Here is an 11,713-nt window from a genome sequence, read left to right as displayed (position 1 = left end):
CTCACTCCGGACGCTCCTGCCGGCACGCTTCCTGACGGCGTATCAGATCGGGCGGTCGAGGTACGCCCGGGCGCGCCGGCCGGTGCGGACGGCGCCGCGTCCCCCTCCCCCGGGACGCGCCGGGACTCCTCCCCCGCGGCGACCGGCCCGGCGCGGGCCACCGCCCCCGACGGCCCGCCGCTGACCTGGACCGTCGACGACCAGGTGTGGGCGCACGGCTGCGGCCACGACTACGTCGTCGACGCCCCTCCGGAACGGGTGCCCCCGCCCCCGGCGCCGCAGGACGCCGGGGCCTGGGCGAGGGCCCAGCGGGCCGTGCACGGGGGCGAGACGATCGTCGAACTGTCCGTGCAGGGCACCTCGGACACCGCCGTCGTCCTGACGGCGCTGCGCGTGCGCGTGGTCGGACGTGGCGCCCCCGCGCGGGGCAACGCCTACGCCGTGGACGAGGGGTGCGGCGGCGCGCTCACCCCTCGGTACTTCGCGGTCGACCTGGACAAGGACCGCCCGCTGGCCCGCCCGGTCGCCGGGAACGACGCGGGTACGCCGATCCCCGCGGTGCGCCTGCCCTACCGGGTCTCGGCGACGGACCCGGAGGTGCTGCGGGTCACCGCCCGCACCGGCGGCTGCGACTGCCGCTGGTACCTGGAGCTGGACTGGTCCTCGCAGGGCCGCAGCGGCACCGTCCGGGTGGACGACCGCGGCCGGCCGTTCCGCACCAGCGGCGTCCAGGGGCTGTCGCACTACGCGTACGACACCTCCGGGCGCCGCTGGGTGCCGCGGTCCGGGTGACGCGCCCGGCGGGACGTTCCGTCAGGGGCGGGGGACGTTGCGCAGGTTGGACCGGGCCATCTGCACCATCCGGCCGACGCCGCCGTCCAGCACCATCTTGGAGGCGGACAGGGCGAACCCGGTCACCATCTCCTTGCTGATCTTCGGCGGGATGGAGAGCGCGTTGGGGTCGGTGACGACGTCGACGAGCGCCGGACCCTTGTGCCGGAACGCCGACCTGAGCGCACCGGCGAGGTCCTTGGGCTTCTCCACGCGCACCCCGTGGGCACCACAGGCGCGGGCCACGGCGGCGAAGTCGGGGTTGGTCATGCCGGTGCCGTGCGAGGGCAGTCCGGCGACCAGCATCTCCAACTCGACCATGCTCAGGGAGGAGTTGTTGAACAGGACGACCTTCACCGGAAGGTCGTACTGGACCAGGGTGAGGAAGTCGCCCATGAGCATGCTGAAACCGCCGTCGCCCGACATCGAGACGACCTGCCGTCCCCGGTCGGTGAACTGGGCTCCGATGGCCATCGGCAGGGCGTTCGCCATCGAGCCGTGGGAGAACGAACCGATCACCCTCCGGCGGGCGTTGGGCGAGATGTAGCGGGCGGCCCAGACGTTGCACATGCCGGTGTCCACGGTGAACACCGCGTCGTCGTCGGCGATCTCGTCGAGGACGGAGGCCACGTACTCGGGGTGGATCGGGACGTGCTTGTCGACCTTCCGCGTGTACGCCTTGACCACGCCCTCGAGCGCGTCGGCGTGCTTCTTGAGCATCCGGTCGAGGAACTTGCGGTTGTCCTTGGCCCGTACACGGGGCGTCAGGCAGCGCAGCGTCTCCCGCACGTCGCCCCACACCGCGAGGTCCAGCTTGGAGCGCCGGCCGAGCACCTCGGGCCGCACGTCCACCTGCACGATCCGCACGTCGTCGGGGAGGAAGGCGTTGTACGGGAAGTCGGTGCCGAGCAGGATCAGCAGGTCGCACTCGTGGGTGGCCTCGTAGGCGGCGCCGTAGCCGAGCAGGCCGCTCATGCCCACGTCGAACGGGTTGTCGTACTGGATCCACTCCTTGCCGCGCAGGGCGTGCCCGACCGGCGACTTGATCTTCTGGGCGAACTCCATGACCTCGGCGTGCGCGCCCCTGGTGCCGGCGCCGCAGAACAGGGTGATCTTCTCGGCGCCGTCGATCAGGTCGACCAGGCGGTCGATCTCCGCGTCGCCGGGCCGGACCGTCGGCCGGGAGGTGACCAGCGCGGTCTCCACGGTCTGCTCGGGGGCGGGCTCGTCGGCGATGTCGCCCGGCAGGGTGACGACGCTGACGCCGGAGCGGCCGATGGCGTGCTGGATGGCGGTCTGCAGCAGCCGGGGCATCTGCTGCGGGCTGGAGATCATCTCGCTGTAGTGGCTGCACTCGCTGAACAGCCGGTCCGGGTGGGTCTCCTGGAAGAAGCTCAGGCCGATCTCGCTCGACGGGATGTGCGAGGCGAGGGCGAGCACCGGCGCCATGGACCGGTGGGCGTCGTACAGGCCGTTGATGAGGTGGAGGTTGCCGGGTCCGCAGGAGCCCGCGCAGGCGCCCAGCCGACCGGAGACCTGGGCCTCCGCACCCGCGGCGAAGGCCGCGGTCTCCTCGTGCCGGACATGGATCCAGTCGATGGCGGGGCTGCGGCGCACGGCGTCCACGACGGGGTTGAGGCTGTCGCCGACAACGCCGTAGAGGCGCTTGACTCCCGCGCGGGTCAGGATGTCGACGAACTGTTCCGCGACGTTCTGTTTGGCCATGGCTCTCGTGTGCCCCTTCGTGTCCGGGTGGACCCTCCGGTTTCCATCAAGGCACACCGGCCACCCTCACGCCTCCCACACGGCGGCCGCCGTACGGTCGTCGGCGTACCCCTTGACCCGCACCTGGGTGTCGGCGAGGAACGCCGCCAGGCCCGGCGGCCCGGGACGTGACCACCGGCCCGCGAGGTGGGCGCGCAGTTCCTCCTCGCCGCGCATCGGATCGGCGAGGCCCGCGCTGCACATCAGGAGCGTGTCACCCGGCCGGGCTACGGAGGTGCGGAAACGGAAGGGTTCGCGGGGCGGCTCCGGGCGGTCGACGAGCGTGGGCGCGGGCTCGTACGGGCTCGGGGGCGCCGGGAGGCCGAGGTCCAGGGTGAGCCGGTCGCCCTCGGGGGTCTCGGAGGGCGGGGAGCCGAAGCCGACGACGGGCTCGCCCCGGACGTCGCTCACCCGGGGCTCGATGTCCTGCCACTCCCCGTCCCGCAGCCGGAACAGCCCGCCGGGGCCGACGCCGAAGAAGACGCGGGTGCGGCACTCGGGGTCGCCGGTGAGCAGCAGGCAGCGCAGGCTGGCCGCGTACGCGTCCGGTTCGAGTCCCTGTTCGACGGCGTGGGCGCGGAGCCGGCCCAGGCTGCGGTCGGTCAGCCGGTTCAGCCCGGACTTGAGGTCACCGCGGCGGGCGGCCCGGATGTCGTCGACGAGGCGGGCGTGGCTGCGGCCGACGGCGCGGCCGATCCACCGGCAGACCTCGTCGGCGGCCCGGTGCGCCCGGGGCGCGGTCCGCGTGCCGGTCGCGACGGCGACGAGCACCAGGGCGCGCTCACCGCTGCCGAAGCGGGCGGTGAGCAGGGCGTCCCGGCGGGGTTCGCCCCGGTAGCGGGCGGAGTCGCCGCGCACCGAGGCGGCTCGCAGGGTGCAGGCGCCGTAGCGGGCACCGTCCAGCACGGTGTCGGGGACCAGGTCGTCGAGGGCGTCGGGCTCGGCCGACGGCAGGGCGGTGGGCTCGGCGTCGTAGGTGGGCGGCCGGGTGCCGACGTAGCCGCGGACCGGCGGGGGCGCGGGGGCGGTGGCGGTGGTGCCGGCCGGGGCGTACTCCGGGGCGGGTTCCGGAGCGTCCCCGGGGGCTGCGGGCCGCCGGGGCGGGGCGGCCGGGGGCGCGTGGTCCGGGGGCGGGGTGGTGCCGGGCGTGCTCGGGGGAGCCGGGGGCGGCGCGGCGGGCGGTGTCGGCGCGGAGGAGGCCGGGGGCGGTGGGGGCGGAGGGGGCGGAGGGGCGCCGGCCGGGGCGGGAGGGGTCCAGGGCGGTCCGGGGGCCGCCGCGGACGGGAAGGTGACCGGTCCCGGCGGGGCCGCTGGTGGCGGTTCCCAGGGCGCGCGGGGCGGCGTGGCGCCCCGGGAGGGCGGAGAGCCGTGGAGCGGCGCGGAGCCGGCCCGCCCGGGGCGGCCGGGGCGGCCGGGGCGGCCGGAAGACGGGGAGTCGGGGGTCGGCGCTGAGCCGGAGGCCACCGGGCCGGAGGCCGCGGGGCCGGGGGGTTGGTCCGGCTCCGGGCGTGGGGGCGGGACGGCGGCGGGGGGTGTGTCTTCTGCCGCCGGGCCGTCCCGCCCGCCGTCCCGCACCGTGCCGGACGCCGAGGCGAAGCGGTCGTCCAGCGAGTCGCGGGCGGGCGCGGGCCCGGTGTCGCCGGTGGAGTCGTCGTACAACTGCCGCCACCAGTCGTCCTCGTGACCGGTGGGCCTTCCCCCCTGCTGGCTCATGCTCCCGATTGTCCACCGCTCGGGCGGGATGAAAACGGGGCATCCGCAAAATCCACGCCCGCCGTGCCCATCGGGAGCCGGGTCGGGTGAAGGGTGGGACAAGCGTGCGACACGGGGAGGGTGTGGTGGACCGCCGGGCCGGTCCGGCCGGACTGCGGCGTCCCCCGCCCTCCTGCACCCTGGACGGATGGGAGCATGGGACCTCCTGCTGGCCGGACTGGTGATCCTGTTCGGCCTGTGCGGAGTGCTGGTGCCCGGGGTCCCCGGATCGTGGCTCGTGTGGGCCGGGGTCGCCTGGTGGGCGCTGAAGGACCCGCGGCCGGTCGCCTGGTGGGTGCTGGTGGGCGCGACCGTCCTGCTGTTCCTGTCCCAGGTGGTGCGCTGGGCCCTCCCCCCGCGCCGGTTGCGCGCGCACGGCACCGACGCCCGCATGATCGCGTACGCGGGCATCGGCTCGTTCCTCGGCTTCGTGCTGCTGCCCGTGCTCGGCGCGGTCCCGGGCTTCCTCGGCGGCATCTACCTCTACGAACGGCTGCTCCTGGGCCGGCACGGCGACGCGGTGGCGGCGGTCCGCACGGCCCTGCGCTCGGGCGGCTCCAGCCTGCTCGCGGAACTGTTCACCTGCCAGCTGATCACGGCCGCCTGGATCGGCGCGGTGTTCTGGGGCTGACCCGTGACCGCGGCCCCGCACGAGGACCGTTCGCGGCCCCTGGACGGAGATCGGCGGGGCACCCCGCGGATGCCCGGGCGCGCCCCACGCAGAGACCGGCCGCGCCCCCGCACGGAGACCGGCGGCACCCTCCCCCGGAGGCCGGGCCACACCCCGCACGGACGCCCGGCCCCGCACCCTCGCACGGACGCCCGGCCCGGAACCCTCGCACGACGACCGTTTGCGCCCCCTCGGCGGAGACCGGCGGCAGCCGCACGCTGAGGCCGGGAGCACCCCGCGCGGAGGTCCGGCCGCGCGGGGCCGGCTCACGCCGGCGGGTGAGGGCTGGCTCACGCCACGCGGGTGAGGGCCGTCTCCCCCGCCGCCTCCAGGTGGCGCAGGGCGTACGAGCGCCAGGGCCGCCAGGCGTCGGGCACGCCGGCGGCTGGCGGTGCCACGTCGGGGTCGCCGAGAGCCCGGGTGCGGATCACGGCGACCGTGCGGTCGTCCAGGCCGGGCAGGGCGCGCAGGGCCGTCTCGGCGGCGTCCCGGTCGGCGCCGGGATCCAGTCGCAGGGTGCCGTCGGCGAGCGCCCCGGCGAGGGCGCCCAGGGCCCCGCCCGGTTCGGCCCCGGCGAGCACGGCGGGCTCGGGGAACAGGTGGGTGAGGGTCCCGCAGGGGGCGTCCAGCGCCTTGCCGTACCGCCGGACCAGCAGGGCGGCCCGGTCGCGCCCCACCAGGGCGCGCACCGCGCACTCCTCCGGGTCGGCGGCTCCCGGCGAGCGCAGCCCGGGGCGCGCGGCGACCAGCGGGGCGAGCCGGGGGTCGGTGCCGAGCCGGGCGTCGACGGCGTAGGGGTCGGCGTCCAGGTCGAACAGGCGCCGCAGCCGCTGCACGGCGGTGGTGAGGTCCCGGGGGTCGGTGAGGTGGAGGCGGGCGTCCAGCCAGCCGCCCGGCCGGGCACCCCGCCCTCCCGGGGCGGCTCCGGGCCGCTCCCGCACCGCGGCGATGCCGATGCCGTACGGGAGGCGCAGGGTGCGGCGGTAGGTGCGGGCTCCTCGCGGGCCATGGACGTCCTCGACGCCGGGGACGGCCTCGCGTTCCAGCAGGTCGAAGACGGGTTCGGCCGGGTAGGGGCCACGGTGGGCGAGCCGCAGGGGGATGCCGGCGGCGGGCGCGGCCGTGCGGCGGGAGGTCCGGCCGCCGCCGGGGGCCGCGGCCCGCAGGGCGCTGGGGGTGGCGGCGTAGACGGCGCGGACGGTGTCGTTGAACTGCCGGACGCTGGCGAAGCCGGACGCGAAGGCCACGGAGGTCACCGGCAGGTCGGTGGTCTGCAGCAGGACCCGGGCGGTGTGGGCGCGCTGGGCGCGGGCGAGGGCGACCGGTCCGGCGCCGACCTCGCCGGTGAGCTGGCGCTGCACCTGGCGGGCGCTGTAGCCGAGCCGGGCGGCGAGCCCGGTGACGCCTTCGCGGTCGACCACGCCGTCGGCGATCAGCCGCATGGCGCGGCCGACCACGTCGGCCCGGACGTTCCATTCGGCGGAGCCCGGCACGGCGTCCGGACGGCACCGCCGGCAGGCCCGGAACCCGGCCCCCTGGGCCGCGGCGGCCGTGGCGAAGAACCGCACGTTGGCCCGTTTGGGCGTCACCGCGGGGCAGCTGGGACGGCAGTAGATCCCGGTCGTCCGGACGGCGAAGAAGAACACCCCGTCGAACCGTCCGTCCCGGCCGCACACCGCCTGGTACCTGCTGTCGTCGTCCATCACACCGTCCAGTCTGCGCCCGCGCGACGGGCCCTGCTGGCGGGAATCGGACATGCAGCCCGACCCCCGGGTGGGCGGACGGCACACCCACCCGGCCGGTCGTGCGGACGGGCCGGAAGGCCGGGCGCGGGAACGGGCCGGAAGGCCGGGCGCGGGCGCCGTCGGCGTCCCGGACCGGCCCCCCGGCCACCGGACTACGCCCAGCGGCCCCGCTTGATCTCCATCGCCTCCCGGGCCTGGGCGTCCTGGCGCTTCCACTGCTTGCGGATCTCCGCGCGCAGCCGGGCGTCCTTCTGGGCGACCATGCGCCGGTTCTCCCGCTGCAGCTTGCGGTAGCTGTCCAGGCGGCGCTGCGCGAGGGCGCCGTCCTCGATCGCGGCGAGGACGGCGCAGTCGGGCTCCCGGTCGTGGGAGCAGTCCTGGAACCGGCAGCCCTCGGCGAGTTCCCGGATCTCGGAGAACACCTGGCCGACGCCGTCGGTGGCGTCCCACAGGCCGACGCCCCGCAGGCCGGGGGTGTCGATGAGGACACCCCCGCCGGGCAGGACCAGCAGGTTGCGGGTGGTCGTGGTGTGCCGGCCCTTGCCGTCGACGTCCCGGACGGTCCGCACGTCCATCACGTCCGCGCCGAGGAGGGCGTTGGCGAGGGTGGACTTGCCCGCGCCGGACTGCCCCAGCAGCACGGACGTGCCGCCGGCGGCCACGGCGGTGAGGACGTCGAGGCCGTCACCGTCGTGGGCGCTGACGGTGATCACCGGCACGCCGGGCGCACTGGTCTCGACGTCCTGGACCAGGTGCGCGCGGGTCACCGCGTCCGGGACCAGGTCGGCCTTGGTCAGCACGACCACGGGCCGGGCGCCGGACTCCCAGGCGAGGGCGAGGAACCGTTCGACGCGGGCCAGGTCGAGCTCGGCCGCGAGCGAGACGGCGACCACGGCGTGGTCGACGTTGGCGGCGAGGATCTGTCCCTCGGACCGCTTGGAGGAGGTGGACCGTACGAAGGCGGTACGGCGCGGCAGCACGGCCCGTACGTAGCGCGGGCTGCCCGCCGGCTCGACGGCGACCCAGTCACCGGTGCACACGACCTCCAGCGGGTCGTGGGGCGTGACGAAGGCGGTGTCGGCGCGCACGGTGCCGTCGTCGGTGACCACGTCGCACTGGCCGCGGTCGACCCGGACCACGCGTCCGGGCAGCAGGCCCGCGGTGGCGTGCGGGGCGAAGGTCCCGGCCCAGGCGTCGTCCCAGCCGTAGGGAGTCAGCGCGGAGCCGGAGGGAAGAGAGAGCGAACTCAAGGGGATGACCCTTCACAAGGAGCGGCCCCGGCGGCGCCCGGGCGGGCGTGCTCGCGCACACCCGGGAGGGCGGAAGGAAGGTCGTGGATCAGCCGGCGGCCACGGAGGTGGACTTGACGGAGTGCTGAGTACGGACGACGTCCATGACGATCGCAGCCATCGGTCGACACCTCCTCGCTCGTTCCGCGCCGCGGGGCGGCGCTCCGGTACGGCGGCGCGGGGCCACCGTGGATCTGCCGGTCAGACTAGTCGGCGGCCCTCCCGGCACGTCAACTCCTTTTCCGCTCCCGTCCCGTCACCGCGCCCGGCCGCCGTTTCCACCCGCCGAACCCGTCACCGCTTCCCGTCCCCGCGACCCGTCACCACACCCCCTCGCCGTTTCCCGTCAACGCGACCCGTCACCACCCCCTCGCCGCTTCCCTTCGCCGTTTCCCGTCACCGTTTCCCGCCGCCGTCTCCCGTCACCGTCTCCCGTCCCGGTCCCCGCAGCGGCCGGCGCGCGGGCGGGTCAGGCGGGCGTGCAGGGGCGGCCGTTGAGGGTGATGTCGTGCGGCGGCGTGTTGGTGCCGTCCCAGGAGGCGATGAAGCCGAAGGCGATCCGGCCGTTCGCGGGGACGTCGCCGTTGTAGGAGGCGGCGGTGGCCGTGACCCGCGCGCCCTTCTGGTCGTGGGTGGCGTCCCACATCTGGCGGACCCGCTGGCCGTCGCGGAAGGAGAAGGCGACCCGCCAGGCGTCCAGGGCCTGCCGGGTGGTGACGGTGAGGGTGGCCTGGAAGCCGTCGGGCCACTGGTTGACCAGGTCGTAGGCGACGCGGCAGGCGGCGGGCCCGTCGCTGCTCGCTGCGGGCGGCGGCGGGCCCGCGGTGCCGGAGGAGGTGCCCTGCGGCTCGGGGTCGGGGTCCTCGCGCTCCGGCACCGGCGCCGTGGTCCGGTCCGCGGACGGGCCCGGGGCGGAGGGGGCGGGCGCCGTACCGGCCGCCGGCGCGGTGCCGGACGGGGTGTCGGGCGGCGGCGGCAGGGACACCCCGGGGCCGGCGGCCGGGCGGCGGGCGTCGTCGGCGCGGGCCACGCCGCCGTCGCCGCCACCGAACGGCATCAGCGAGGCGGCGAGCGCCAGCAGGGAGACCAGGACGGCGGCGGCGAGCAGGCTGTTGCGGGCGACGCGCGGACCGCCCTCGGTGGGGTCGCCCGAGGGGGCGGCGGCCGGGCCGGTGTGCCCGGTGCCGAGACGTGCGTCGGCGGCCCGGCGGCGCCGCTCCAGGTAGGCCGGTCCGCCCCAGCCGATCACGCCGGCGGCCAGGGCGCCGGGCAGCCCGCCGTCGTCCAGCCGCAGGCAGGCGGCGGCCTCGGCGCACCGCACGCAGGTGGCGAGGTGGCGGGAGAGGTCGTCGGGGGTGTCGGCGGCGGGCGAGCGGGTGACGGCGTCGAGGAGCCGGGCGTAGCTGCGGCACCGGGCGTCCATCGGGGAGTCGAGGTGGTTGCGGTGGCACCGGTCCCGGAACTGCCGTCGCACCTGGTCGAGTTCGTCGTGCGCGGTGCCCGGGTCGAGGCGGAGGCGGCGGGCCACCACCGGCAGCGGCAGGGACTCCACCTCGGCGAGCCACAGCAGTTCGGCGTCGGCCGGGGGGAGGTCGCGCAGTCCGCGCAGGGCGACGGGGCGCTCCAGCGGGGGGCCGGTGTAGCGGGCGGCGCGGTCGGAGTGGAGCCACAGCCGCAGGTCCGGGTCGAGCTTGTGGCGGCGGCCGTCGGCCTCCCAGCGGGTCACCGCGGTGCGGACGGCGGTCAGCAGCAGCGGGATCCGGGGCAGCCGGGTCGCGCGGCGGACGGCGCCGCGGACGGTCGCCGCCTCGGCGGCGCGCAGGTCGCGTATGCCGTCCGCGAAGGCCTCCCGGGCGAGTTCCGCGCCCGCGTCCGTGCCGGCCGTGCACAGGTCGGCGTAGGAGAGCACCGCGTCCCAGCACTCGGAGAACAGGGCCGTCTCACTGACGTCCTGGGGGCTCGGCACGTCGGGCATGGGTCTCCTGCATCCACGAACGAGGTCAACTCGCCCCACGGGCGGACGAGTTGAGGGATGCCTCGCGGCAGACGACGACCTTTTCACGTCCTCGCCGCAACTGACAAGCGCCGTCTTCACTTCCGCCGGTCGCCGCACCCCTCGCCGGGACCATACGCAAGGAAGGCCGGAACGTCTCGGTTCCGGCCTTCCCGAATGTCGTCCGTCGGCCCGCGGGCGGGGCTGTCAGGCCTCGACTGTCGTCCGTCGGCCCGCGGGCCGGGCTGTCAGGCCTCGACGGGCTCCTGCGCGGGCAGGCTGTCCATGAAGGAGCTCACGGAGAAGACCGCGCGGCCGGGGCCGGGCGGACCGTAGCCGGGGGGCGAGGCGAGGCCGAAGTCGTCCATGGTGGCGCGGTAGGCCTCCAGCAGCCGGATGTGGTACTCCAGCGGCGCGCCCTGCGGGTTGGCCTTGCCGAGCGGGGTCGTCGGCTCCGGGCACCAGGTGGTGAAGCGGGGCGTGATGCCGTGCGACATGAAGAAGCGCAGGCCCTCGGTGGTGGACGCGATGGCCTCGTCGACGGTGGTGAAGCCGAACGGCTGGGACATCTCCACGCCCGCCACGAAGTTGGGGATGACGTTGCGCGCCCCGAAGACGTCCGCGGAGTCCAGGATGCGCCGGTGCCACTCGTCGCGGCCGACGTAGCGCTCCTTGCCCGGGCAGTACATCTTGAACAGGTACTCGTCCCACACCTCGTAGTTGGGGTGGTAGATCTGCACGCCGTAGTCCTTGAAGCGCTGCACGTCGTCCCTGGGCAGCGCCTGGGCGACGACCTTGCCGATCCAGCGGCCGGGGAAGCGCTCCTCGATGGCCTTGGCGTAGTGGCCGTAGAAGTCGGCCTCGTCACGGCCGGCGACGGTCCTGGTGATCGCCCCGCCGGTGAGGGTGTAGGCGGTGGACGCCTTCGCCGTGTCGTACCGGTCGATGATCTCCAGCGCCTCCAGGACCTCCTCGACGTCCTTCACGCCGGTGTAGGGCCGGCCGGCGGCCTTGTGCTGGCGCCAGTTGTGGTTGATGTCGCAGTACTGGCACTCCTCCTTGGCGCCGAAGTACTGGCAGACCCGGAAGACCGTGAGGTAGATCAGGTAGCCCCACTGGATGGTGGGCGCCACCTCCATGACCGACTTCCCGTTGGACAGGGTGTGCCGGTAGTACTCGGGCATGGGCGGCACCCCGACGTCGGAGATCCGCCTGCCGTCGAGGTAGAGGCCCAGCACGCCGTGCTGGTCGGCGGCCACCCGGTAGGGGGAGGCCGGGTTCACCCGCACCGACACCACCGTGCGGCGCAGGTCGTAGGGGCCGCCGGTGAGGATGATCTCCTCCGGCGGGCGCCGGAGGGCGGCCTCGCCCAGCTCCGGCAGGGTGCCGTGGTCGAAGGAGAAGATGAAGTACGACTTCGGCTTGACCTCGCCGTCCTCGTTGTCGCTGAGGGCGGAGGGGTCGAAGGCCACACCGCCCCGCAGCAGGTCCTCCTTGAAGACGGCTTCCCGCGGCACGTGCGGGAACCGCTCCATCAGATCCTCGACCAGCGCGGTCCGGCTGCCCATCCCGTGTCTCCTCCCGGCTTCGACGTACGACTCCTCACGGTATGCCCCCGCTCGGGGAACCGTGGTGCCGGGTCCCCCGACGTGGCGCGGCCCACTCCCCG

At 75.5% G+C, this 11,713-nt stretch carries 7 protein-coding genes and 1 pseudogene; 2 read left to right on the top strand and 6 right to left on the bottom strand.

Going from position 1 to position 11,713, the window contains the following annotated elements; genetic code table 11:
• Window positions 1–792 (top strand): annotated as a pseudogene (locus AB0F01_RS20890) (transcriptional regulator); the annotation flags it as partial.
• 21 nt (window positions 793–813) lie between these two features.
• On the opposite strand, the gene AB0F01_RS20885 reads toward AB0F01_RS20890, so the two are convergent.
• Together AB0F01_RS20885 and AB0F01_RS20880 are read right to left on the bottom strand one after the other, a co-directional pair.
• The gene (locus tag AB0F01_RS20885; RefSeq protein WP_362097656.1) at window positions 814–2,556 is read right to left on the bottom strand and encodes a pyruvate dehydrogenase; all 1,743 of its coding nucleotides are present in this window, start codon (window positions 2,554–2,556) and stop codon (window positions 814–816) included.
• A gap of 66 nt (window positions 2,557–2,622) precedes the next feature.
• The gene (locus AB0F01_RS20880; RefSeq protein ID WP_362097654.1) at window positions 2,623–4,308 is read right to left on the bottom strand and encodes a protein phosphatase 2C domain-containing protein; all 1,686 of its coding nucleotides are present in this window, start codon (window positions 4,306–4,308) and stop codon (window positions 2,623–2,625) included.
• A gap of 187 nt (window positions 4,309–4,495) precedes the next feature.
• Between AB0F01_RS20880 and AB0F01_RS20875 the strand changes: the two genes are divergently transcribed.
• A complete protein-coding gene (locus AB0F01_RS20875) occupies window positions 4,496–4,978 on the top strand; it encodes a DUF456 domain-containing protein (RefSeq protein WP_362097652.1) in 483 nt (160 codons plus the stop codon).
• Between the two features lie 329 nt (window positions 4,979–5,307).
• Here AB0F01_RS20875 and AB0F01_RS20870 read toward each other — a convergent pair whose 3' ends face one another.
• The 4 genes from AB0F01_RS20870 to AB0F01_RS20855 form a co-directional block, all read right to left on the bottom strand.
• Complete coding sequence (locus tag AB0F01_RS20870; protein WP_362097691.1) at window positions 5,308–6,720, bottom strand: AlkA N-terminal domain-containing protein; 1,413 nt, start codon at window positions 6,718–6,720, stop codon at window positions 5,308–5,310.
• Window positions 6,721–6,914: 194 nt separating this feature from the next.
• Window positions 6,915–8,012: a ribosome small subunit-dependent GTPase A gene (gene rsgA / locus AB0F01_RS20865; protein ID WP_362097649.1), complete on the bottom strand. Its 1,098-nt coding sequence runs from the start codon at window positions 8,010–8,012 to the stop codon at window positions 6,915–6,917.
• 508 nt (window positions 8,013–8,520) lie between these two features.
• Window positions 8,521–10,026: a cellulose binding domain-containing protein gene (locus AB0F01_RS20860; protein ID WP_362097647.1), complete on the bottom strand. Its 1,506-nt coding sequence runs from the start codon at window positions 10,024–10,026 to the stop codon at window positions 8,521–8,523.
• 266 nt (window positions 10,027–10,292) lie between these two features.
• Window positions 10,293–11,612, bottom strand: a complete 1,320-nt coding sequence (locus AB0F01_RS20855; protein ID WP_362097644.1) for a radical SAM protein — start codon at window positions 11,610–11,612, stop codon at window positions 10,293–10,295.
• Window positions 11,613–11,713 lie beyond the last annotated feature (101 nt).

Origin of the sequence: Streptomyces sp. NPDC029526 (assembly GCF_040637405.1) — a bacterium.
Lineage (GTDB): Bacteria > Actinomycetota > Actinomycetes > Streptomycetales > Streptomycetaceae > Streptomyces.
Note: the sequence above shows the minus strand (reverse complement) of the source record. Positions and strands in the feature narration are given on the sequence as shown.

Excerpts from the sequence above, each read along its gene's own strand:
- AB0F01_RS20875 (WP_362097652.1), top strand. The coding sequence starts at position 4,496 with ATGGGAGCATGGGACCTCCTGCTGGCCGGACTGGTGATCCTGTTCGGC.
- AB0F01_RS20885 (WP_362097656.1), bottom strand. The coding sequence starts at position 2,556 with ATGGCCAAACAGAACGTCGCGGAACAGTTCGTCGACATCCTGACCCGC.
- AB0F01_RS20870 (WP_362097691.1), bottom strand. The coding sequence starts at position 6,720 with ATGGACGACGACAGCAGGTACCAGGCGGTGTGCGGCCGGGACGGACGG.
- AB0F01_RS20880 (WP_362097654.1), bottom strand. The coding sequence starts at position 4,308 with ATGAGCCAGCAGGGGGGAAGGCCCACCGGTCACGAGGACGACTGGTGG.
- AB0F01_RS20855 (WP_362097644.1), bottom strand. The coding sequence starts at position 11,612 with ATGGGCAGCCGGACCGCGCTGGTCGAGGATCTGATGGAGCGGTTCCCG.
- AB0F01_RS20860 (WP_362097647.1), bottom strand. The coding sequence starts at position 10,026 with ATGCCCGACGTGCCGAGCCCCCAGGACGTCAGTGAGACGGCCCTGTTC.